21 protein-coding genes are annotated in these 21514 nt (G+C 64.3%); 8 read left to right on the plus strand and 13 right to left on the minus strand.

Annotation, left to right across the window (positions count from 1 at the left end):
- Positions 1–24: 24 nt before the first annotated feature.
- Together LPJ38_RS26150 and LPJ38_RS26155 are read right to left on the minus strand one after the other, a co-directional pair.
- Positions 25–2424 carry a TonB-dependent receptor family protein gene (locus LPJ38_RS26150; protein ID WP_145641234.1) on the minus strand — a complete coding sequence of 800 codons (2400 nt, stop codon included), beginning with the start codon at positions 2422–2424 and terminating at the stop codon, positions 25–27.
- Between the two features lie 95 nt (positions 2425–2519).
- Positions 2520–2894: a DUF2946 domain-containing protein gene (locus LPJ38_RS26155; RefSeq protein ID WP_145641236.1), complete on the minus strand. Its 375-nt coding sequence runs from the start codon at positions 2892–2894 to the stop codon at positions 2520–2522.
- Between the two features lie 480 nt (positions 2895–3374).
- Here LPJ38_RS26155 and LPJ38_RS38160 point away from each other — a divergent pair, with 480 nt between their 5' ends.
- The 4 genes from LPJ38_RS38160 to LPJ38_RS26175 all read left to right on the plus strand — a co-directional run bounded on the left by LPJ38_RS38160 (position 3375) and on the right by LPJ38_RS26175 (position 7439).
- Positions 3375–3551: a hypothetical protein gene (locus tag LPJ38_RS38160; protein ID WP_347339043.1), complete on the plus strand. Its 177-nt coding sequence runs from the start codon at positions 3375–3377 to the stop codon at positions 3549–3551.
- Between the two features lie 319 nt (positions 3552–3870).
- On the plus strand, positions 3871–4893 hold the full coding sequence (locus LPJ38_RS26165) for a sugar ABC transporter substrate-binding protein (RefSeq protein WP_145641238.1): 1023 nt from the start codon (positions 3871–3873) through the stop codon (positions 4891–4893).
- 6 nt (positions 4894–4899) lie between these two features.
- Entirely contained in the window at positions 4900–6402 is a 1503-nt protein-coding gene (locus LPJ38_RS26170; RefSeq protein ID WP_145641240.1) for a sugar ABC transporter ATP-binding protein, read from the plus strand.
- A gap of 11 nt (positions 6403–6413) precedes the next feature.
- Positions 6414–7439, plus strand: a complete 1026-nt coding sequence (locus LPJ38_RS26175; RefSeq protein ID WP_145641242.1) for an ABC transporter permease — start codon at positions 6414–6416, stop codon at positions 7437–7439.
- A gap of 290 nt (positions 7440–7729) precedes the next feature.
- Here LPJ38_RS26175 and LPJ38_RS26180 read toward each other — a convergent pair whose 3' ends face one another.
- Positions 7730–8434, minus strand: a complete 705-nt coding sequence (locus tag LPJ38_RS26180; protein WP_167520725.1) for an L-2-amino-thiazoline-4-carboxylic acid hydrolase — start codon at positions 8432–8434, stop codon at positions 7730–7732.
- Between the two features lie 32 nt (positions 8435–8466).
- Entirely contained in the window at positions 8467–8859 is a 393-nt protein-coding gene (locus LPJ38_RS26185) for a RidA family protein (RefSeq protein ID WP_167520726.1), read from the minus strand.
- 125 nt (positions 8860–8984) lie between these two features.
- On the opposite strand from LPJ38_RS26185, the gene LPJ38_RS26190 reads away from it, so the two are divergent.
- Both LPJ38_RS26190 and LPJ38_RS26195 read left to right on the plus strand, forming a co-directional pair.
- The gene (locus LPJ38_RS26190) at positions 8985–9611 is read left to right on the plus strand and encodes a LysR family transcriptional regulator (protein WP_145641248.1); all 627 of its coding nucleotides are present in this window, start codon (positions 8985–8987) and stop codon (positions 9609–9611) included.
- A 122-nt stretch (positions 9612–9733) separates the two neighbouring features.
- Entirely contained in the window at positions 9734–10615 is an 882-nt protein-coding gene (locus tag LPJ38_RS26195; protein ID WP_145641251.1) for a hypothetical protein, read from the plus strand.
- Positions 10616–10625: 10 nt separating this feature from the next.
- Here LPJ38_RS26195 and mtnK read toward each other — a convergent pair whose 3' ends face one another.
- Positions 10626–11915 (minus strand): S-methyl-5-thioribose kinase, encoded by a 1290-nt coding sequence (gene mtnK, locus LPJ38_RS26200; protein ID WP_145641254.1) that lies wholly within the window; start codon positions 11913–11915, stop codon positions 10626–10628.
- A gap of 230 nt (positions 11916–12145) precedes the next feature.
- On the opposite strand from mtnK, the gene LPJ38_RS26205 reads away from it, so the two are divergent.
- Positions 12146–12595 carry a YidB family protein gene (locus LPJ38_RS26205; protein WP_145641331.1) on the plus strand — a complete coding sequence of 150 codons (450 nt, stop codon included), beginning with the start codon at positions 12146–12148 and terminating at the stop codon, positions 12593–12595.
- 32 nt (positions 12596–12627) lie between these two features.
- The gene (locus LPJ38_RS26210; protein ID WP_008547711.1) at positions 12628–12891 is read left to right on the plus strand and encodes a GlsB/YeaQ/YmgE family stress response membrane protein; all 264 of its coding nucleotides are present in this window, start codon (positions 12628–12630) and stop codon (positions 12889–12891) included.
- A 15-nt stretch (positions 12892–12906) separates the two neighbouring features.
- Here LPJ38_RS26210 and LPJ38_RS26215 read toward each other — a convergent pair whose 3' ends face one another.
- From LPJ38_RS26215 to nuoL, 8 genes are read right to left on the minus strand one after another with little or no spacing between them, the layout of a single operon-like run.
- Complete coding sequence (locus LPJ38_RS26215; RefSeq protein ID WP_145641256.1) at positions 12907–13254, minus strand: hypothetical protein; 348 nt, start codon at positions 13252–13254, stop codon at positions 12907–12909.
- Between the two features lie 33 nt (positions 13255–13287).
- Positions 13288–13563, minus strand: coding sequence for a DUF1467 family protein (locus LPJ38_RS26220; protein ID WP_145641258.1), 276 nt, complete (start codon positions 13561–13563; stop codon positions 13288–13290).
- A gap of 9 nt (positions 13564–13572) precedes the next feature.
- The gene (mce, locus tag LPJ38_RS26225) at positions 13573–13977 is read right to left on the minus strand and encodes a methylmalonyl-CoA epimerase (RefSeq protein WP_145641260.1); all 405 of its coding nucleotides are present in this window, start codon (positions 13975–13977) and stop codon (positions 13573–13575) included.
- Positions 13978–13989: 12 nt separating this feature from the next.
- On the minus strand, positions 13990–15660 hold the full coding sequence (locus LPJ38_RS26230) for a ribonuclease J (protein ID WP_145641262.1): 1671 nt from the start codon (positions 15658–15660) through the stop codon (positions 13990–13992).
- On the minus strand, positions 15660–16466 hold the full coding sequence (locus tag LPJ38_RS26235) for a biotin--[acetyl-CoA-carboxylase] ligase (RefSeq protein ID WP_145641265.1): 807 nt from the start codon (positions 16464–16466) through the stop codon (positions 15660–15662). The genes LPJ38_RS26230 and LPJ38_RS26235 overlap by 1 nt, the downstream gene beginning before the upstream one ends.
- A gap of 1 nt (position 16467) precedes the next feature.
- The gene (gene nuoN / locus LPJ38_RS26240) at positions 16468–17904 is read right to left on the minus strand and encodes an NADH-quinone oxidoreductase subunit NuoN (protein WP_008547722.1); all 1437 of its coding nucleotides are present in this window, start codon (positions 17902–17904) and stop codon (positions 16468–16470) included.
- Positions 17905–17926: 22 nt separating this feature from the next.
- Entirely contained in the window at positions 17927–19435 is a 1509-nt protein-coding gene (locus tag LPJ38_RS26245; RefSeq protein WP_145641267.1) for an NADH-quinone oxidoreductase subunit M, read from the minus strand.
- Positions 19436–21514 (minus strand): NADH-quinone oxidoreductase subunit L, encoded by a 2079-nt coding sequence (gene nuoL / locus LPJ38_RS26250; RefSeq protein ID WP_145641270.1) that lies wholly within the window; start codon positions 21512–21514, stop codon positions 19436–19438.

Here is a 21514-nt window from a genome sequence, read left to right on the forward strand (position 1 = left end):
CCCTATTTCCTTCGAGAGTCCGGATCATCTGAACGCCACCTTCATACCCGCAACGAATGTGCGCGGCGAGCCCGCATAGATCGATCCCGTCGTGTTTGCGAGCACGCTCGCAGGATTTTGAAGCCCCGCCCCCGTCACCGTGTTGGCGATGTTGTTGGCGGATGCGACATAGGTGCGGTCGAACACGTTTCTGACTTCGAGGAACAAGTTCAGGGATCGGAAGGTGTCGGACACCAGATCGGTCTTGTAGTGAACATTCACATTGACCAGCTCATAGCCGGGCGCCTTCAGCAAATTCGCATTGTCCATGTAGAAGGAGTCTTTCCACTGGAGCTCGACGAAGCCTCCGAGGCCCGCCAGGGGTCCCGCAAACTCGTCGTAGCCAATTCGAGCGGTCAGCTCATTGGGCGAGATACCGGGAATCTTGTTGCCGGCACGGTTGAAGCTGAACACGGTGCCATTGGTGATGTTCTCGACATACTCGGTATAGACCTCGTCGAGATAGGTGTAGGCCGCCATGAACCGCCAGCCCGGATAGAATTTCCAGTCGGCGGCGAGCTCGATGCCGCGATGCTCGGATCGCGGAGCGTTGAACGTGTAGGAAGTGCCGGCAACGGGTGTCGCCTGACTGACAATCTCGTTCCGAAAGAACTCGTAGAAGCCGGTCGCGCTGAGCTTGAGCGTGTTGTTCGGAGTCCAGTCAAAACCGAGATCGTACCCCAGGTTTTTCTGCGCCCGGAGCTGAGTGTTGTTGCCCGACAAGCCGGTCGGAAGCACAAAGAGATTCGAGACCTGCGGCGTGCCGTACCCGGTGGCAACGCGCCCCCGGAATAGCCACTCGTTGTTGAGATTGTAGAGGAGCGCCAACTCCGGAGCAGCATTTTGGAACTGCCGGTCTGCGGTGGTCAGGGTTGTTGTGGTGATGCCCGTCGGACCTGCGTACGCATACGCCGTGTTCATCCCCTTCAGAACGGTGGTCTCCCAACCAACACCGGCCACCGCCGTCAGCGAGGTCGTCAGCCTCAACTCCTCCCGCGCGCGCACGCCGTAGTTTGTCGTTTCGCTGAAGAGATTGCTCGATAGCCTGCCGAGTGCAGCATTGCCTCCCGGCATCACGTTCCGCGTGTCGCTCGAGGCCGACAGCGTGTTGTAGAACGCGCCGAAGAAGGTGGTCGATTCCAAGCCGAGAATCTCGCCGCGCTTGGTCAGGTCGCTCATGTAGTTGTACGACGGAAAATCTCCGATCGAGCTGGTCGTGCCGGTCGGCTGGCTGATGTTCCGGTCATCGAACACGAACTGGTTGCGCCAGGTCATGGTGTTGTCGAAATCGTGCTCCCACCGGCCGCCGACGATGGTTCGGCGATCGTTGCGGCCAAGCCCGGCCTGCACGGCCGTCTCCACATCAGTTCCAGCGGTGGCGTTGAAGCCGTTGTTGAACAGCCTGACCGTGCCGCATCCGGGCGCGGCCGTGGCACCGGTCGCACAGCCCTGCTGGAAAGGGTTGAGGTAGTACTGATTGAGCGACTGTCGGATCGGAAGCCGCGTGCTGAGATCGTTGTTGATGATCTTGACCGTGAAGCGATCGTTCGGCGTCGCCTGGAGCGTTCCGAGAAAGTTGACGGTCTGGGTGTTGAACCAGCTGTTGCCGATGTAGCCGTCGCCCCGCACATCGCTCGCAAACAGCGAGCCCTCGAAATTGCCGACCTTCTTGCCGGCCGCGAGATAATTGTTGAGATAACCGTAGCTGCCGCCGTCGACGCCATATTCGACGCCGTCGATCGTGCCGCCCGGCCGTGTCCGGAAATTGAGCGCACCGCCGGTCGCGTAGTTGCCGTAGAGCGCCGATGAGGGGCCGCGGATCACGTCGATCGCACCATAGGCATGAGGATCGATCAGGTCGCTTCGTGACAGGCCGTCCGGCTGCGTCACCGGAAAGCCGTCCTCGAAGATCACGAGATTGCGGATGGCGAAGCCGTTGCGGGCATTGGATCCGCGAATCGAGATGCCGAAATCGCGGGGACCATTCCCCTGCTTGACCGAAATGCCCGGACTGTCTCGCAAGACGTCGCTGACTGAAAATGCCGGTCGGTTGTCAAACCGACTGCGATCGATCGTCGTCGCGGTCTGCCCAGCCGGGGCCTGATTGAGGCCATCTCGTGCCGCGCCGGCGCTCGTCGTCCTGTTTGGGACTGTGGCGCTGTCGGTCGCATTCAGCGCAACAGGCCTCGTTGCCCGGCCCACCGAAGCAGAGCGGGGCCGCGATGGCCGGGTTGCCGCTCTGGGACGGGCCGTCTGCGGCGCCTCGACGGTGACAGGGGGCAGCGCCTCCTGGGCAGCCTGGGCAAGCGCGCCTGTACTGGTCGCGGACAACAGCCCACAAAGCACGGGCAAGCTCGCGCTGCCGATCGCACGTCTTCGTAACATCACTTGAATTCCTGACATCCGGCGATGGCCGGTCCATTGAGCACGCCCACCTGCGCAGCCAAGTCCGCGCGCCGATGGTTCGGTTGATCGCTACGTCAGGAAAACCGTGGAGGTGCGCGCGCTTGGGCGCCTGAGCCTCTGTAGGCGGACACCCTGGATGCATCCGCAGCGCGCCACACCACGCGCTCGGCGTGCCGAACCGGAGTTGCGAGTGCGACCTGCGTCGGCGAATCGAGCGCTGCGCCCGCTTGCGCCAGGCAACACATCGCGCAGGCACCGGCATGCGCAGTCGGGCTGCCGGTCTGATCGTTCTGGCCGCCCTTCTCACCCCCACTGTGGCAGATGGCGCCGGCGAACAGCGGATCGGCGATGGCCTGGCCGGCCGCGAGGCACGCGGCAATCGGCGCCAGCACCTGCATCACCAGAGCGAGCAGGACGATGGGTAGGAATTTTTTCAGCCGCGCGTGCATTCGCCGAACCGTTCGTTCGCCTGCTAACTAAACACCCGGCCTGCCCTAAGTCGAGGTCAGTCGGCGGTCTTCTTGTCCCGCCGCAAATTTCTTGGAAACTATGGTTGGGAAGCACCCGATCGAGGCTGGAGGCAGCTCATTCGAGGCAAGTCAAATGCCCCACCCTCCACAGATTTCTTATATCTGTCATATACTTACAGGGAAAGAAGCCCGAACATTTCGTCAGCTGCTCGAATTTTGAACAATCGTTGCCGAAAATGATGACAAGTGAGAAAAGTTGATCTAGCATCCCTCTTGCTCAGGCTGACCGCGAGGTCAAAGCCTGGTGGTCCAAGTCTCGGGAGGAGCCCCTGGCGCGCAAAACGCAGCGTCGCCCCGTCAATCAAGAGCAAATCTTAGAATCGGGGATAATAGGGTCGACACAATTTTTGAGCGGGGCCAGGGCCCCGCTCTTTTTTTGCCTGCGGGGCTGAAGCGCCCATGGAAGCTTCTCCCAATCCGACCGACGTCAGGCCCGAGCTGGCGGCTTCGCGCTGCGCCGATCTGGCGACGCTGGTCCATCAAAGCCTGTTCGACCGGCATCCGGAAACGCGGGCGATGTTCCGCTCGCAAGGCAGCTCGCCTCCGCCGACGCGCGGCGTGGACATTTCCGGCTGATCGCCTGCGAAGCCGCCTCGCACGAGGCCTACGGTACCTCGCGCGACCTCTTCATCGCCTTCTTTGCGATCATCCGGGATACGCTCCGCGATCCGCTCGACGATGAATGGTCGCCCGACATCGCGCGGGCTTGGCATGCATTGCTCATCGAGATCGAGGCGTCGCCGTCCCGCCCTGACGCTTTGCGCTGCACCAACGAGGCCTGCGGCGATCACGCGATTGATTGCAGATTGAGTGGCGTCAACTCTTGTGAGAGACTTTCGGACATCGGTCGCGCAATCAATGACGCGCCGACGATAAAATTTTACGGGAGCGAGCGATGTCCGGGACGAAAGATTTCTCGACGACGAGGCGCGATCTTCTTCACGCGGCAGCGGCCGCCGGCGCCGGAGCTGCCCTCTTCGGCAGCATGGGCATAAACCCAGCACTTGCAGCCGAGGTCGGACGATCGGAGAAGCCGCTGAAAGCGGCCTTCTCCAACGCAGGCCTGCAGGCGACGTGGTGCGCGCAGGGCAAGAAGGCTGCGGAGTTCTGGGGCAAGCTGTTCAACGTCGAAGTGACCTGGTTCGACGGTCAGCTCGACGCGGTGAAGCAGCGCGCGGCGATCGACAACATGGCTTCGCAGAAATGGGACTTCGTCGCGATCCAGGCCTTCGGCATCGGCACCCTCACCCAGCCCGTGCAGAAGATGATCGACGCCGGCACGCCCGTGATCGACATGGACACGCTGATTGCGCCGCTCGACCAGATCAACGTCCACTCCTTCCTCGCGCCCGACAACGAGTTCATGGGTGCCTCGGTGACCCAGGCGCTGTGCAATGCCATGGGCGGCAAGGGCAAGATCATCATGACCCAGGGCGCGCTCGGCCACACCGGCGCGCAAGGACGCGCCAAGGGCTTCAACTCGGTCGTCAAGCAGTTCCCGAACATCGAGGTGCTCGACACCCAGCCGGCGGACTGGGATGTCTCGAAGACCGCCCGCCTCTGGGAGACCTACCTGACGAAATATCCGCAGATCGACGCGGCGTTCTTCCACAATGACGACATGGCGCTCGCCGCCTACAACATCATGAAGGCCCGCAACCGCACCAACATCCTGATCGGCGGCGTCGATGCCATGCCGCCGGCGATCCAGGCGGTGAGCGAAGGCCGCATGTTCGCGACCGTGCGCAATCCATCCTGCCGCATCCATGGCGGCGCGATCATCGCGGGCGTCTCGGCCGTGGTCGGCGGCGAGAAGAGCGGACAGGGCATCCCCAAGAACGTCATCACCGACGGTCCGGTCGTGACCAAGGCGAATGCGCCCGGCATGCAATGGATGCAGGATCACTACCTGATCTAGTTCTCCATGCCCGAGGCTCGTTCGCCCATCCTGGAGCTCCAGGGCATCACGAAGAGCTTCGGCGGTGTCGAAGCACTTCGCGGTGTCGATTTCGCGCTTCACGCCGGCGAGATCCACGGTCTCGTCGGCGAGAACGGCGCCGGAAAGAGCACGCTGATGAAGATCATCGCCGGCGTGCACACCGACTTCTCCGGCCGCTTCCTGATCGACGGGGCGGAGACGCATTTCCGCTCGGCGCGCGATGCGCACGCGGCCGGCATCGCCATGGTCCATCAGGAGCTCTCGGTCGCGCCCGACCTCACGGTCGCGGAGAACGTCTTCCTGGGCAACCAGCCGACCAACGCTCTCGGCCTCGTGCAATGGCGGCGGATGGCGCGCGAGGCCGGCGAGCAACTCGCCCGCTTCGGCATCGACGTCGATCCGATGGGCAGGCTCGGCGACCTCCCGATCGGGCTGCAGCAGCTGATCGAGATCGCGCGCGTGCTGTTCTCGGGCGCGCGCATCGTCATCCTGGACGAGCCGACCTCCGCCCTCTCCCCGCCCGAGGTCGAGCGCCTTTTCGCGACACTCAGGCGGCTGCGCGAGCAAGGCACCGCCATCGTCTTCATCTCTCATTTCATCGAGGACATCCTGCGCGTCTCCGACACCGTGACCGTGTTCCGCAACGGGCGGAAGGTCGCGGAAACGGCGAGCGCTGCGACCAGCAAGGGCGCGCTGATCGAAGCCATGATCGGCCGCGGCGGCGAAGCGCTCGAGCACAGCTACACCGACGATCTGATGCTGCCGCAGCCGAGCGGCAGAGCGGTGATCCTGAAGGTCGATCAGCTCTCCCTCGCCCGCAGCCTCAAGGATGTCTCGTTCGAGGCGCGCGCCGGCGAGGTGCTCGGCATCTACGGTTTCATGGGCTGCGGCCAGCAGGAGCTCTCCCGCATCCTGTTCGGCAAGCTGAAGCCGGATAGCGGCACGCTCGCCGTCGAGGGCACGCCGAAGTCCTTTGCCAGCACGGCGGCGGCGCGGCGTGCCGGCGTGGCGCTGGTGCCCGAGAGCCGGCGCGACATGCTGTTTCACCAGGAGCCTGTCTACAAGAACATCTCGATCAGTATTCTCGACCGCATCTCGCCGCTGCTGCTCAAGCCGGCGCAAGAGCGCGATATCGCCAAGCGCCAGGTCGAGCAGCTCCAGATCAGGCCGCCGGTGGTCGGCCTCGACCTCGGCATGCTCTCCGGCGGCAACCAGCAGAAGGTCGCGCTGGCAAAATGGCTGACCTATCCGCCCAAGCTGCTGGTGCTGTGCGAGCCGACCCGCGGCATGGATGTCGGGGCCAAGAACGACGTCATCAACATCGTCCGCGACCTCCGCGCCAAGGGACTTGCCATCATCGTGCTGTCGACCGAGCCGGAAACGGTGCTGTCGCTGGCCGACCGCATCCTCGTGCTCAAGCGCGGCGCATTGGTGCGGGAATTCAGGAACGAGCCGGTCAGCAAGGACCGCCTGCTGGAAGCGGCGTGACGGAGAAGCACATGAGCAGCGACACGGCTTTGGCGACGGGGCAGCGGACGCGCGGGCTCGCGCCCTTCCTTCGCTCGCAGATGCGCAACATCGCGCCGTTCCTGACGCTGATCTTCCTGGCCGGCTTCTTCTCCTTCGCCAGCCCCTCCTTCGCGACGCTGGACAATCTCGGCAACATCCTCACGCAAGTCTCGATCACCGGCATCATCGCGGTCGGCCTCACCTTCGTGATCCTCTGCGCCGAGATCGACCTGTCGATCGCCGCCATCGCCAACGTCACCGGCATCGCGGTCGCCTATTTCACGCTGCAGGAATCCTACGTCAACATCGCCAACGTCCCGCTGCCCGGCGCCGTCGCCATCCTGCTGTCGATCCTGCTCTGCGCCCTGCTCGGCCTTGTCAATGCGCTGGGGCTGACCGTGATCGGCATCCCCTCCTTCATCATGACGTTGGCCATGATGCAGATCGCGGCCGGCATCTCCGCGCTCCTGGTGCGCGGCCAGATCGCCTACAAGGTGCCGAGCCTGATCACGACGCTCGGCTCGGGCTCGATCGGGGGCATCCCCTGGCTCGTCATCATTGCCGCACTGATGCTGCTCGGCGGCCATCTGGTGCTGACCTACACCCGCTTCGGCCGCTACGTTTACATGGTCGGCGGCAATCGCGAGGCGGCCGAATATTCCGGCCTCAACGTCAAGCTCATCCTCGGTGCCGTCATGGTGATCTCGGCGGTGTGCTCCGGCATCGGCGGCATGCTCGGCGTCGCCCATTTCGGCAGCGCGCAGCAGAACGAGTTCGACACCTACCTGCTCGACTCCATCGCCGCCGTCGTGGTCGGCGGCACCAGCCTGTTCGGCGGCCGCGGCGGCATCGGCAACACCATCGTCGGCCTGTTCGTGCTCGGCGTCCTCAACAACGGCCTCGATCACGTCAACATCGACAGCTTCCTGAAGATCCTGATCCGCGGCCTGATCCTCCTGGCGGCGCTGGTCATCAACGTCTATGCGCAGCGCTTGCGGGAAAAGGCGGTGGAATAGACGGCCTTCAGAACAAAGGTACGAAAACAACCCCATGCACAGTAGCCGAGGCGAATGAAATCAATGGCTTGCGCGCGACGTCCCCGAATTGCGGATTTGGCGAAGCCAGTTTGACTTGTCGGGCAAAACAGGGGCATTTCAAGCGGCCGGTGGAGTGCTGCTGCCAAACCCGTCATTGCGAGCGCAGCGAAGCAATCCAGGTATCACTCCGCGGATGCATTTCTGGATTGCTTCGCTGCGCTCGCAATGACGACACGGTGGGAGCAGCTGATCAACATGGCGAACACTGCTCAGCTTCCGGCCTTCCCGTCCGGCGGCAGCCGCGAAAATCTGAAATCGCAATGGCTGGCGCCACCGGCCAGCGTTTGCGTCCGTTCCAGGCGGATGCCCCGCGTTGCGTAGGCGTCGAAATCGAGCCCGCAGATGTTCGGCAGGATATCCTTGTCGCCGTGTCGCGCGGCAAATTTGCAGAAGCCGCAGGCCTTGTAGTTGATGCCAAATTCGAAGTCGTCATTCGGGCCCGGCTCGACGAAATCGTAGACGAAATCGCCCGGAAACGCGTCCCTATGGCTCCTCGTGACACTTTGCGCCGCCTGTTCGCGCAGCAGCTTCTGGTTCTCCGGCGACATGAAGTGGCGTCCCGCGGTCAGGCGCTCCGCCTCGGGCGCCGTGAGCAATTGCGCCTTGTAGGTTTCCCGCTCGATGTCGCCGATCACGGACAGCGGCACGCCGTGTCGCCGGAGCACACGGCTGATGGCCATGAAGCCCATCAGACGCATGAAGAAATCGCTCATGCGGTTTGCTGCACCTCCGACATAAGGGATCTCGGCGAGCACGACCGCGAATTCGTCCATGACCTCCTGCCGGATGGCAGCGATATCGGACAGCTGCGCACGACCGCGCAGCATCGTTTCGGCAAGATCGAGGCGATGACGCATGGCGGCTTCCATCGCGGCACGATGAGCCTCGTAGAAGGGATGGATGATCTCGGCCATCGGATGTCTCTCAAACAAATCGCTTACCTGTGTCATTCCGCGGCGATCGCCTCGATCTCCAGCAACCATTTGCTGTCAACGGTTTGCGCGATCATGACGGTCAGCGCGGGCTCGTGCCCTTCGAGCATCTTCCGACGCACGCCGCGATTGGGCACGACCTGGCTGAGATCGGTCAGGAATGTCGTGACCTTGACCAGATTCCTGACGCCGAGGCCGGCAGCGGCGAGCACCTCGATGATGTTGCGCCAGGCCTGCTCGCATTGCGCCTCGAAACCGTCGGGCACGCTGCCGTCGGACCTCTCGGGCACCTGACCGCTGATGAACAGCAGTCGGCGATGCTGACTGATTTCGAGTCCCATGCTGTAGCCACCGGCGGGAGCATGAACCGATGTGGGATTGTGGCTGACGATACTAGCTTGAGCCATCGCGTTTCTCCGGATTGCGAATCGACCGTAACCGGCGGCAGCGCCACGGCGCAAACCATCATTCCTGCGGTTCAGCGCAAGAAAATCTATTGCAAGCCCACAGCCGTTGCATGACAAACTGGGCAATGACCTACCCCCTTCCTCCGCTCAACGCGCTCCGCGCCTTCGAAGCCGCCGCGCGCCATCTCAGCTTCAAGCTGGCTGCGCACGAGCTGCATGTGACGCCCGCTGCCGTGGGGCAGCAGGTGAAGGCGCTGGAGGCGCGTCTCGGCGTCCGGCTGTTCGATCGGCTGCATAAGCAGCTCATCCTCACCCCGGCAGGTCAGGCCTATCTGCCCGGCATATCCGAAGGCTTTCGTCACATTGCCGAGGCGACCTCGCAATTGAAGCCGGCGGGTGCAGTGCTATTGCAATTGGGCGTCCATGGCAGCATCGACCTGCGGCGCCTCGATCTCGCGGAGTTTCGTAGCGCGCATCCGGACATCGGCCTGCGGGTGCTGCAGCCCGCCGGCCTGCACGAGCTGGTCGAGGGCAAGGTCGACCTGCTGATCGCCCGCGGTCCCAGCCGTCATCCCGGCTATCGCTGCGACCGGATCGACGAGGCATCGGGCTTGGGCGACTGGCTGATCGCGCCCGAAGGCACGGCGGATTGTCCGGAGGTTGCGAGCTTTCGCGCGTGGCTGCGCGCCTTGCAGGCCGAGACGCCGCCCGCGAACCGGCGCCCGCGTCTGGTGGGCATCGGCGGACGTTGAGGCCATCCTCGGCCGCTGGCCGCTGCCAGCCCGCAATCTACGATCGGGAACGGTGAACGTCTTTCGCGACTGACGCGACCAAGATCAGGATCATTACCTGAGCAGCAGGGATTGCGAACCATATGAAGCGTCGAACGCTAGGTGCCTTGCTTGCCAGCAGCCTGCTCGCCGCGACGGCCGCGATGGCGATCCCGGTCACGCCGGACCCTGCCCGCGACAGCTCGGCGGATACCATTCAATTCGGCTGGCATCGCACCTCGGGGGCAAACGAGTATATCGATCAAACCTGGTGGGCGGTCAGGGACCGTTGCACCCCAGGCCATCTCGGTGAGCGCCTGCTCTGCGACGCGGTCGCATTCCTGGCACGGGCAGCCACCCGGACGTTCGAAGCGAAGATGTCCGACGAGGCCGGCCTCGTGCTGCCCGCGGGCTGGGGATTGATGACCGCGAAGAACTCGCCCTTCATCCGGTCGGCGCATGTGGAGACGCCGCGCGATCTCGCGGCGGTGCTCGCCTTCTATCGCGCCGCACTCCGAGCGCGAGGCTGGACGGAGATCGAGGGCGCGGAGGTCACACCTGAAAGCGCCGCGATCCGCTTCACGACCAGCGAGGGACCGGCGTCGCTTCGGCTCAGCCGCCAGGACGGCAAGACCATCGCGGATCTTTCTCTGCGCAAGCCGGCGGTCGCGTCGGCTGGCATCCTGCCGAAACCTGGGCAAGCGAGGTTGCTGCTCGGCAACAAGACGGATGAAGCGGCGGTCATCACCGTCAACGAGCGCACCATCCCGCTGGCGGCCCACGCCGGAGAAACGCTGGCCTACTCCGGCAACGTTGCGGACGAATTGCCGGACGACCTGAAGATCGACCTGCCGCCGGGCAAGTACAAGCTCAGCGTCAAGGTGGATGGTCACGCGCAAGTCCGGCAGTTCGAGGTCGCGTTCAATGAGACCTGGGGCTTTCTGGTCGGGCCGGATGGCGCCTTGCTGCCGATCCGGCTTTATTGAGATCGCTCTGTCAGCCCGGTAGTTCCGGCATCCAGTCCCTCAGCTTTCGCGCAGCGCCGGTGACGTCTGCGATGGCCGGAAATGCGGCCGCCTCGACCATCATTGCGCGTGCGAGCCGCACGGCGCGGGCTTCGCTGATCGCTCGCCTGCGCGGATCCTCGATCAGCTCGAAGTCGATGTTGTGAGCGAGGCCGAAGATGCGGCGGATGGTTTTTGCGGCGGTGAAGCCGATCGCATCAGTGAACAGGCGCTGCATGTAGGCCTGCCGCTCGGCTTCCAGGCGCGCAGCCCCTTTCTCGCCGGCGAAGAGCGAGACCGGATAGGCATCGCCTTCCGCACCGGCGCCCCAGAGATCGAGGAATTTGCGGGCGAACTCATTCCAGACCCTTTCGACGGTCTCCAGAATCCAACCCTCGAAGGCCGCCCGCTCGCCCGCTTTGCGCTCGTGGCCGGGGGAGGCGAAATAGGCCATCAGGAGATTGGCCAGCACGGCGCCGACGTCGAAGCCCATCGGGCCGTAGAATGCGAATTCGGGGTCGATCACCCGCGTCTGGCTCTCCGTCACCATGATCGAGCCGGTGTGGAGGTCGCCATGGAGCAGCGCCTCCGGGCTTGCCATGAACTTGAGCTTCAGGCGGGAGATCGCGACGTGCAGGTCCATGTCGTCGCGCAGCTCCGCGGCCAAGCCGTCGAGATAGGGCGCGGTCCAACGGTTCTGTTCGGCGATGCGGTAGGGATCGGTGAAGATCAGATCTTCGGTGACCTTGCAGAGCGCATGGTTGCCGGCAAACGCCGCGATGCCCTCCTTCTTCTCGGCCGCGGACAGCGCGAGGTCGGAGGTGAAGAACAGCGTCTGCGCCATGAAGGTGGTGATGTCGTCCACAAAGCCAGGATATTGCGTTGCCGCAACCAGTCCCTTGCGCATGATGATGTGGGGTTCGAGCAGCTCCATCACCGTCAGCGCCAACGGCTTATTGTGATGCAGCAGCGCCGGCACGAGGCCGGGTGCGAGTTCGGCCTGCTTCGACAGCGCCAGATATTCGTAATGGGCTCGCGACAGCGGCAGCGGCCAGCTCTCGCCGACCAGGCGGACATAGGGCAGCGCCTGCTTCACGGCGATGCCGCCCTTCGTGCCCTTGACGATGAAGACGAGGTTGAGATTGCCGTCGCCGACCTCGGTGATCGCCCAGGATGCCGGCCCGCCGCCAAGGAGCGCGGCGATATCGGGCACGCCTGCGAGATAGTCCCGCAAGTCCGCCTCATGCAAAATCCGGTAGTCCCCTGCCCGGTCCCCGCTCATGACGATCCCATCCCATGTCTGGGCCGGATCGTTACTCCCACTGCTGGGAAGCTGGAGCCGATCCCGGCCATTCTTTCGATGGGATCGTAATCACACTGCGCGCTGTCCGCTACCCGGTGCTTGGTGGCGACCAAACTGGGACGCTTGGTCGCGAGCGCTCGATCTGCCGGCTAGGAACACAAGCGGGCCGAGACGGTTTTGCCTTCCTGACCGTTTTGAAGGAGCTGCCGATGAGCCGCGGAATGCCATCCATGACTGCACTTCTGGCGATGCTGGCCATCGCCGGATATCAGAACCGCGACAAACTGGCGGAGCTGCTGAAAGGCGCCGGCGGCGGCTCTTCCGCGGGGGGCCAGCAGCCGCTCGGTGGCATGCTGGGCAATCTCGGCGGCATGCTCGGCGCGGGCGGAATCGGGGGCCTGCTCAATGGCGGAATTGGCGAGCTCCTGGAACGGTTTAACCAGAATGGGCAGGGCGAGATCGCCGATTCATGGGTGAAGCCCGGCCCGAACAAGGAGATCTCCTCGCCGGAGCTCAAGCAAGCCATCGGCAGCGACGTCCTGGAGAAGCTCGCGCAGCAGACCGGGCTTTCTCAAGACGAGATCATCACACGACTATCCCGCGAGCTTCCGACCGCCATCGACAAATACACGCCGGATGGACGTTTGCCCGACGCGTAGCTGCAACGGCTCCACTCAGAAGAGGAGTACACATGAGCCTTCTTTGGACCATCATCATTGGCTTCATCGCCGGCGTGATCGCCAAGTTCATCATGCCCGGCGACAATGAACCGTCCGGCTTCATTCTGACGACCATCCTCGGCATCGTCGGAGCCTTCGTGGCCTCCTATCTCGGCCAGGCGCTGGGCTGGTATCGCCCTGGCGAAGGGGCGGGCCTGATCGGTGCCGTGGTCGGCGCGATCATCGTGCTGTTCGTCTACGGTCTTATCGCCGGCCGGCAACGCCGGGCGATCTAGATCCGGGGCGGATCGTCACTCCCGCTCGAGGAAGCTCGAGCCGATTTCGGCCTTTCTCTTGATCGGGTCGTAATCGCAATAGACGCTGTCCGCCACCAGCGTGTAGCTGGCGTAGACGCTGTATTTGTCCGTCTTGACCGAGTTCAGCCCGATCACCGAGGTGCTCTTGCCGCCGTTCCATTTGAACGGCGTCGAGCTCTTGGCCTGCTCGCAGGCCATCACGGCCTCGTTGAAGACATAGCCCTCGACGAAGGCCTTCAGAGTGCGCACCTGCACCGCCATCTTCCATTCGACATAGCCGATGACGCCTAGGCCGGCGACGATCAGCACCAGAAGCGCAATGACGATCCGCTGAAAAGTCATTCGGTCCCCCAAAACAATGGTCTGCAAAAACGTTTAGAACGGCATTCCCATCATCTTCGACAGGCGCTCGATCGAGAGATAGCCGGCGTGGTAGGCGGCTAGGCCGATTCCGAAGACGATGGCCGAGAGGATCGTCGTCCAGATCAGCTTGCGTCCCATGCGGGTCAGGATCGGTGCACCGGGGTCGGTGCCGGGCGCGCCGACGCCGTCCTCGTGCTGGCTGCGCACGCCGAACGGCAGCGTCACGAACAGCATGACCCACCACAGCACGAAATAGATCGCGAGCCAGGTTGAAATCTGGATGGCCATGCCGCGGCCTTATGCCTGCTCGATCTCGACGAGGGCGCCGGAAAAATCCTTGGGGTGCAGGAAAAGCACCGGCTTGCCATGGGCGCCGATCTTCGGCACGCCGTCGCCGAGCACCCGCGCGCCCTCCTTCACCAGGGTGTCGCGCGAGACGATGATGTCGACGACCTCGTAACAGACATGGTGGATGCCGCCGTCGGCATTGCGCTCCAGGAATTTCGCAATCGGGGACGCCTCGCCGAGCGGCTCGATGAACTCGATCTTGGTGTTGGGCAGGGTCGCGAACACGGTGGTGACGCCGTGCTCGGGCAGCGGTACGGCTTCCGAGATCTGCGCGCCGAACGCCGCGCCGTAGATCCTGGCCGCCTTGACGGCGTCCTTGGTCGCAATCGCAACGTGGTTGAGCCGGCCCAGCATGTTCCTCTCCCCTTACACTGTCAGCACATGTACCAGACAGGGGGGCTTTTTACCCCAATGTTCGTTGATGACGGCACGGACAGCGCGTCGCACCGACTCCGCCAGTGCGTCCGGATCGCGGCGGCGCGGGCGCGGCAGGCCTTCGATGGTCGAGACCACGGCGTCGAAGACGATGTCGTCGAAGGCCTCGCCCGCCCTGTTCTTCTCGGGGATGCCGACGAGATCGACCTCGGGATCATCGGCAAGCTCGCCCTGCTCCGTCATGGCGACGGCCACGAAGGCGCAGCCGGAAAAGGCCATGCGGCGGCGCTCGACCACTGCGCGGGATTTGGAGTCCTCCAGGATCGTGCCGTCCTTGTAGAGACGGCCCGACGGCACCTCGCCGACGATGCCGGGATCGCCGGGTCCGAGCCTGACGAGGTCGCCGTTGCGGCAGACCAGCACGCGCGGCACGCCGGCGGCGCGCGCGAGCTTGGCGTGCTCATTCAAGTGCAGCGCCTCGCCGTGGACCGGGATCAGGAGCTGGGGCTTCACCCAGGAGATCATATCGCGCAGCTCGTCGCGGCGGGGATGGCCGGAGACGTGGACCAGCGCGTCGCGGTCGGTGATCACCTCGACGCCCTGGAGCACCAGATTGTTGATGATCGAGCCGACGGCCTTCTCGTTGCCGGGAATGGTACGCGAGGAGAAGATGACGCTGTCGCCGCGATTGAGCGTGATCTCGGGATGATCGTCATTGGCGATCCGCGCCAGCGCGGCGCGCGGCTCGCCCTGGCTGCCGGTGCAAAGCGCCAGGACCTTGTCCTGGGGCAGATGGCCGTAGACCTCGGGCGAGCGGAAGTTCTGCACGCCGTCGAGATAACCGGTCTCGCGCGCGACCTGCACCACGCGCTCCATGGCGCGGCCGACCACGACGACCTCGCGATCGGCGGCCTTCGCAGCCTCGGCCACAGCTTTGACGCGGGCGACATTGGAGGCGAACGTCGTCACCGCGACGCGGCCCTTGGCGGCCTTGACGAGATCGATGATGGTCCGGGCAACCTCGGCCTCCGACGGCGAGCGGCCGTCGCGCACCGCGTTGGTGGAATCGCCGATCAAGGCGAGCACGCCCTCCTCGCCGAGCTCGCGCAGCCGCTTCTCATCGGTCGGCGCGCCCAGCGTCGGGGTCGGATCGATCTTCCAGTCGCCGGTGTGCAGCACGGTGCCGGCCTCGGTGCGGATCGCAAGCGCGTGCGCTTCGGGAATGGAGTGCGCAACCGGGATGAACTCGACGTTGAACGGGCCGACATCGACGCGGCCACCGGACGGGACCACGGTCACGGGAATGTCGGGCGCATTGCGCTCGGCGGCGCATTTGGCCTCGAACAGCGCTGCGCTGAACTTCGTCGCATAGATCGGACATTTCAGCTTCGGCCAGAGATCGATGATCGCGCCGAAATGGTCCTCGTGGGCGTGGGTGAGCACCAGGCCCATCAGGCTCTTGCGTTCCTTCTCCAGGAAGGAGATGTCCGGCATGATCAGATCGATGCCGGGCAGATGCTCCTCGTCGCCGAAGGAGACGCCGAGATCGACCGCGAGCCAGGCGCGCTGCTGGCGGTTGCCGAGACCGTAGATCGACAGATTCATGCCGATCTCGCCGACGCCGCCGAGCGGCGCAAACACCAATTCGTCGGGCTTCGCCATCACGCAGCTCCCACGGAGCGGACCGGGCCAAAGAACACCTCGCCCGCCGCCACCGGCACAAGCCGGCCTTCCGCAGTGCGTACGATCAGGCAGCCGGTGTCGTCGATGGTGTCGAAAATGCCTTCCAGTGTCATCGTTCCCGTCTGGATAGCGACCCGCTCCCCGACCCCGGCGGCGCGTTCGAGCCAGAGCTTGCGGATCTCGGCAAAGCCGCGGCCATTGTCCCAGATGCCGCGGAACTCGACCCAGGCATCGGAGAGCGCCGAGAACAGCTCCTCCGCGCTGATCTGGACGCCGAGGGCGGCGAGCGACACCGCGGGCGTCGGCGTGCCCTCCGGCGCGGCCACGACATTGGTGCCCATGCCGGCGACGACGGCGAGCCTGTCGCCGATCGCCTCGGCTTCGAGCGCGATGCCGACCAGCTTCTTGCCCCCGGCGAGCACGTCGTTCGGCCATTTCAGGGCGTAGCGGGGGCGGCCCTCGCCGAGGCGCAGCACGGCCTCGAGGCTCACCTTCTCCAGCGCCGCCTCCTGCGCCAGCCCGGCGGCAAAGCCGAGCGTCGCGGCGACGGCGGGCGCAACGTCCATGACTTCGAGGATGCTGGCGGCGAGATTGCCCTTGGGCGCGATCCAGGCGCGCTGGCGGCGGCCGCGGCCCGCGGTCTGCTCGGACGTGACGAACCACATCGGACCGCGTTCGCCGGCCCGGGCGTGCTCGATCGCGTCGGTATTGGTCGAGCCGGTCCGTTCGAAAGCCGCGAGCTTGTAGCCCGCGGCTTGTGCACGAGGACCGAGCGCGAACCCCATCCTAGAACAACGACTTTGCCGCGGCGGAGGCGATGCTCACCACGGGACCCGCAAACAGCGCGAACAGCAGGTTGAACAGGCCAGCAACCGCCAGCACCGTGCGCACCTCGATGCGGACAGGGTCGACCTGGCCGGCCGGCTCGTCGAAATACATCGTCTTGACGATGGCGAGATAATAGTAGGCGCCAACCACGCTGGTCAGCACGCCGATCACGGCGAGCGTGAACAGGTTGGCCTTGATGGCGGCGACGAAGACGTACCATTTGGCGAAGAAGCCGGCGAGCGGCGGGATGCCGGCAAGCGAGAACAGCAGCATCGCGAACATGAAGGCGAGCAGCGGATTGGTCCGCGACAGGCCGGCGAAATCGCTGATCTGCTCCACGGCCTGGCCGTTGCGCTTCATGGCGAGGATGATCGAGAACGAGCCGAGCGTCATCGCGACATAGATCACGATGTACATCAGGACGCCCTGCGCGCCCTCGACCGTGCCGGAGGCGAGGCCGACCAGCGCGAAGCCCATGTGGCCGATCGAGGAATAGGCCATCAGGCGCTTGATGTTGGTCTGGCCGATCGCGGCGAAGGAGCCGAGCGCCATCGAGGCGATCGCGACGAACACCAGGATCTGCTGCCACTGCGAGACGATGCCGGGGAATGCGGTCAGCGTGACGCGGGTGAAGACGGCGAGCGCGGCCACCTTCGGCGCCGAGGCGAAGAAGGCGGTGACCGGCGTCGGCGCGCCCTCATAGACGTCCGGCGTCCACATGTGGAACGGCACGGCCGAGACCTTGAAGCAGAGGCCCGCGAGCAGGAAGACCAGGCCGAAGACCAGGCCGACATTGGAGATGGTCGCCGCTGAGGCGATGCCGGTGAAGCTGACCGTGCCGGTGAAGCCATAAACCAGCGAGGAGCCGTACAGCAGCATGCCCGAGGACAGCGCGCCGAGCACGAAATACTTCAGGCCGGCTTCGGTCGACTTGGCGTTGTCGCGGTTCGAGGCGGCCACGACGTAGAGCGCGAGCGACATCAGTTCGAGGCCGAGATAGAGCGAGATCAGGTCGCCGGCCGAGATCAGCACCATCATGCCGAGGGTCGAGAGCAGCACCAGGATGGCGTATTCGAAGATGCGGCGCGAGGGATCCGACAGGAATTCGGTCGACAGCACCAGCGTCACCGCCGAGCCGATCAGGGCCAGGATCTTCATGAAGCGGGCGAAGTCGTCGACGATGAAGCTGCCGCCGAAGGTCACCTGCTTGCCCGCGGGCTGCATGTAGACGAGTGCGCCGACCACGATCAGCAGCACCACCGCCAGCGAGGTGACGGTCTTGGTCGTCTCCTGCCCGCGATAGGCGCCTAGCATCAGGAGCGCCATGGCGCCGACCGCGAGCACGAGCTCGGGCAGCACCGGCGCCAATTGATATCCTGCAGTCTCAAAGCTCATGGCGATATCCTGACCTGCCCGCTTACTGGAGCAGTGCGGCGGCCTTCACGGCCGACACAGCGGTGTTGTAATTGTTCACGAGTTGCTGGACCGAGGCGGCTGACATGTCGAGCACCGGCTTCGGATAGACGCCGAACAGGATCGTCAGCGCGATCAGCGGGAACAGCGTCACGCATTCGCGCAAGGTGAGATCCTTCATGCTCGCCAGCGATGGCTTGACCAGCGCCCCGAACACGACCTTGCGGTAGAGCCACAGCGCGTAAGCAGCCGACAGGATCACGCCGAAGGAGGCGAAGAACGCGGTCGGGATCGAGACCTTGAAGGTGCCGAGCAGCGTCATGAACTCGCCGACGAAGCCGCTCGTGCCGGGCAGACCGACATTGGCCATGGTGAAGACCATGAAGGTCAGCGCGTAGAGCGGCATCCGGTTGACGAGGCCGCCATAGGCCGCGATCTCGCGAGTGTGCAGTCGGTCGTAGACGACGCCGACGCAGAGGAACAGCGCGCCGGAGACGATGCCGTGCGAGATCATCTGGAACATGCCGCCGGCGACGCCCTGCATGGTGCCGGCGAAGATCCCCATGGTGACGAAGCCCATATGCGCGACCGACGAGTAGGCGATCAGCTTCTTCATGTCCTCCTGCATCAGGGCCACCAGCGAGGTGTAGATGATGGCGATGGCCGAGAGCGTGAAGACCAGCGGCGCGAAGTCGTGCGAGGCTAGCGGGAACATCGGCAGCGAGAAGCGCAGGAAGCCGTAGCCGCCCATCTTCAGGAGGATCGCGGCCAGGACCACGGAGCCCGCGGTCGGCGCCTCGACGTGCGCGTCAGGGAGCCAGGTGTGCACCGGCCACATCGGCATTTTCACCGCGAACGAGGCGAAGAAGGCGAGCCACGCCCAGGTCTGCAAAGACCGCGGCACGGCGGTGTGCATCAGGGTCGGGATGTCGGTGGTGCCGCCGTTCCAGTACAGCGCCATGATGGCGAGCAGCATCAGGACCGAGCCGAGCAGCGTGTAGAGGAAGAACTTGAACGACGCATAGACCCGGCGCGGACCGCCCCAGACGCCGATGATCAGGAACATCGGGATCAGGCCGCCCTCGAAGAACAGGTAGAACAGCACGAGATCGAGCGCCGAGAAGGTGCCGATCATCAGCGTTTCCAGGATCAGGAACGCCATCATGTATTCGCGGACGCGGTTGGTGACCGCCTTCCAGCTCGCGATGATGCAGAACGGCATGATCGCCGTGGTCAGGATCACCAGCGGCAGCGAGATGCCGTCAACGCCCATGTGGTAGGTGATGCCGGTGGCGAGCCAGTTCGCCTTCTCGACGAACTGGAAGTCCGGATTGGCGGGATCGAAGCGCATCACGAGGATCACCGACACCGCGAAGGTGATCAGCGTGGTCCAAAGCGCGATCCAGCGCGAATTGCGCTTGGCTGCCTCGTCGTCGCCGCGGCTGAGATAGACGATCAGCGCACCGACCAAAGGCAGGAACGTCGTGACCGAAAGGATGGGCCAGGTCGTCATTTACTGGCCTCCAAAGCCGAACATGAACCAGGTGATCAGGCCGGCGGCGCCGATCAGCATGGCGAAGGCGTAGTGATAGAGATAGCCGGTCTGGATCTTCACGACGTTGCGGGTGACGTCGAGCACGCGGGCAGAGATGCCGTCGGGGCCCAAGCCGTCGATGATGAAGCCGTCGCCCTTCTTCCAGAGCTGGTAGCCGAGCCACTTCGCCGGACGGACGAAGATGAAGTCGTAGAGCTCGTCGAAGTACCATTTGTTGAGCAGGAACTGGTACAGCATCGGCTGCGTGGTCGCGAGCTCGACCGGCAGATAGGGCCGGCGGATATAAAACAGGTACGACACGAGGAAGCCCAGCACCATCATCACCGTCGGCAGCAAGGCGATGGCCTGCGGGATGTGGTGCATCTCCTCGATGATGTGCGGGTTCATCTTCACGGATTCGCGGAAGAACTCCTCGATGCCGTGACCGGCGAACAGCTCTTTGAACGGCAGACCGGCGACGAACGAACCGACCGCGAGCACGCCGATCGGGATCAGCATCCAGATCGGAGCTTCATGCGCGGCCTCGTAGTGATGCTCGTCATGCGGCTCGCCGTGGAAGGTCTTGAAGATCAGGCGCCAGGAGTAGAACGAGGTCAGGCCGGCCGCGACGACGGTCATCAGGAAGCCGTACATGGCGAACGGATTGTGCGCGGCGTAGGCGGATTCGATGATCGCGTCCTTGGAGAAGTAGCCCGCCGTGAGCGGGAAGCCGGTCAGCGCCAGCGTGCCGACCACCATCACCGCATAGGTGTAGGGGATCTTCTTCCAGAGGCCACCCATGTTGCGGATGTCCTGCTCGTGGTGCATCGCGTAGATCACCGAGCCGCTCCCTAAGAACAGCAGCGCCTTGAAGAAGGCGTGCGTGAACAGGTGGAACATGCCGACCGAATAGGCCCCTGCCCCCATCGCCACGAACATGTAGCCGAGCTGCGAACAGGTCGAATAGGCGACGATGCGCTTGATGTCGTTCTGGACGAGGCCGATGGTCGCCGCGAAGAACGCGGTGGTGGCGCCGAAGAACATCACGACGGCCTGCGCGTTCGGGGCGAGCTCGAACAGCGGCGACAGGCGCGCCACCATGAACACGCCGGCGGTAACCATGGTCGCGGCGTGGATCAGCGCCGAGACCGGGGTCGGGCCTTCCATCGCGTCCGGCAACCAGGTGTGCAGCAGGAACTGCGCCGACTTGCCCATCGCGCCCATGAACAGGAGCAGACAGGTCAGGGTCAGCGCGTCGGCGTGCCAGCCGAGCAGGTTGATGGTCTTGCCGGTGAGACCCGGGGCGGCATGGAAGATCGTCTCGAAATCGGTCGAGCCGACCAGCATGAAGATCGCGAAGATGCCGAGCGCAAAACCAAAGTCGCCGACGCGGTTGACCACGAAGGCCTTGATGGCGGCCGCGTTCGCCGACGGCTTCTGATACCAGAAGCCGATCAGCAGGTAGCTGGCGAGGCCCACGCCCTCCCAGCCGAAGAACAGCTGCACGAGGTTGTCCGCCGTCACCAGCATCAGCATGGCGAAGGTGAACAGCGAGAGATAGCCGAAGAAGCGCGGCCGGTTCGGATCCTCGTCCATGTAGCCGATGGAATAGAGGTGCACGAGCGAGGACACGGTCGTGACGACCACCAGCATCACAGCGGTGAGCGTGTCGACGCGCAGCGTCCACCAGACCTGGAGGTCGCCGGAGAAGATCCAGGGCAGCAGCTGGATCCTGTAGTCGTGGTGCATGAAGCCGACGTCGACCAGCGTCATCCAGGACAGCGCCGCCGAGACGAACAGCAGCGCCGTGGTGATCAGCTCGGCGCCGCGCGAGCCCGCCGCAGGCGGCTCGGTCGGGCCATGGCCGTGATCGTCGTGGGCATGATCATCGTGGCCATGGGCGTCATGAGCGGCCGAAGCGTGCGCATCGCCATCGCCATGGTCGCCGTGATGATCGAGCTCGTCGCCCGAGGGGTTGCGGGCATGCGCGCCGAACAGCGCGATCAGGCCGGCCAGAATGGCGCCCAGCAGAGGCAGGAAAACGATTGCCTGGACCAT

Source organism: Bradyrhizobium daqingense (genome assembly GCF_021044685.1).
In the GTDB taxonomy this organism is placed as follows: domain Bacteria; phylum Pseudomonadota; class Alphaproteobacteria; order Rhizobiales; family Xanthobacteraceae; genus Bradyrhizobium; species Bradyrhizobium daqingense.

Coding starts and splice junctions, on each gene's coding strand:
- LPJ38_RS26150 (WP_145641234.1), bottom strand. CDS start 2,424: ATGTTACGAAGACGTGCGATCGGCAGCGCGAGCTTGCCCGTGCTTTGT.
- LPJ38_RS26155 (WP_145641236.1), bottom strand. CDS start 2,894: ATGCACGCGCGGCTGAAAAAATTCCTACCCATCGTCCTGCTCGCTCTG.
- LPJ38_RS38160 (WP_347339043.1), top strand. CDS start 3,375: ATGGAAGCTTCTCCCAATCCGACCGACGTCAGGCCCGAGCTGGCGGCT.
- LPJ38_RS26165 (WP_145641238.1), top strand. CDS start 3,871: ATGTCCGGGACGAAAGATTTCTCGACGACGAGGCGCGATCTTCTTCAC.
- LPJ38_RS26170 (WP_145641240.1), top strand. CDS start 4,900: ATGCCCGAGGCTCGTTCGCCCATCCTGGAGCTCCAGGGCATCACGAAG.
- LPJ38_RS26175 (WP_145641242.1), top strand. CDS start 6,414: ATGAGCAGCGACACGGCTTTGGCGACGGGGCAGCGGACGCGCGGGCTC.
- LPJ38_RS26180 (WP_167520725.1), bottom strand. CDS start 8,434: ATGGCCGAGATCATCCATCCCTTCTACGAGGCTCATCGTGCCGCGATG.
- LPJ38_RS26185 (WP_167520726.1), bottom strand. CDS start 8,859: ATGGCTCAAGCTAGTATCGTCAGCCACAATCCCACATCGGTTCATGCT.
- LPJ38_RS26190 (WP_145641248.1), top strand. CDS start 8,985: ATGACCTACCCCCTTCCTCCGCTCAACGCGCTCCGCGCCTTCGAAGCC.
- LPJ38_RS26195 (WP_145641251.1), top strand. CDS start 9,734: ATGAAGCGTCGAACGCTAGGTGCCTTGCTTGCCAGCAGCCTGCTCGCC.
- mtnK (WP_145641254.1), bottom strand. CDS start 11,915: ATGAGCGGGGACCGGGCAGGGGACTACCGGATTTTGCATGAGGCGGAC.
- LPJ38_RS26205 (WP_145641331.1), top strand. CDS start 12,146: ATGAGCCGCGGAATGCCATCCATGACTGCACTTCTGGCGATGCTGGCC.
- LPJ38_RS26210 (WP_008547711.1), top strand. CDS start 12,628: ATGAGCCTTCTTTGGACCATCATCATTGGCTTCATCGCCGGCGTGATC.
- LPJ38_RS26215 (WP_145641256.1), bottom strand. CDS start 13,254: ATGACTTTTCAGCGGATCGTCATTGCGCTTCTGGTGCTGATCGTCGCC.
- LPJ38_RS26220 (WP_145641258.1), bottom strand. CDS start 13,563: ATGGCCATCCAGATTTCAACCTGGCTCGCGATCTATTTCGTGCTGTGG.
- mce (WP_145641260.1), bottom strand. CDS start 13,977: ATGCTGGGCCGGCTCAACCACGTTGCGATTGCGACCAAGGACGCCGTC.
- LPJ38_RS26230 (WP_145641262.1), bottom strand. CDS start 15,660: ATGGCGAAGCCCGACGAATTGGTGTTTGCGCCGCTCGGCGGCGTCGGC.
- LPJ38_RS26235 (WP_145641265.1), bottom strand. CDS start 16,466: ATGGGGTTCGCGCTCGGTCCTCGTGCACAAGCCGCGGGCTACAAGCTC.
- nuoN (WP_008547722.1), bottom strand. CDS start 17,904: ATGAGCTTTGAGACTGCAGGATATCAATTGGCGCCGGTGCTGCCCGAG.
- LPJ38_RS26245 (WP_145641267.1), bottom strand. CDS start 19,435: ATGACGACCTGGCCCATCCTTTCGGTCACGACGTTCCTGCCTTTGGTC.
- nuoL (WP_145641270.1), bottom strand. CDS start 21,514: ATGGTCCAGGCAATCGTTTTCCTGCCTCTGCTGGGCGCCATTCTGGCC.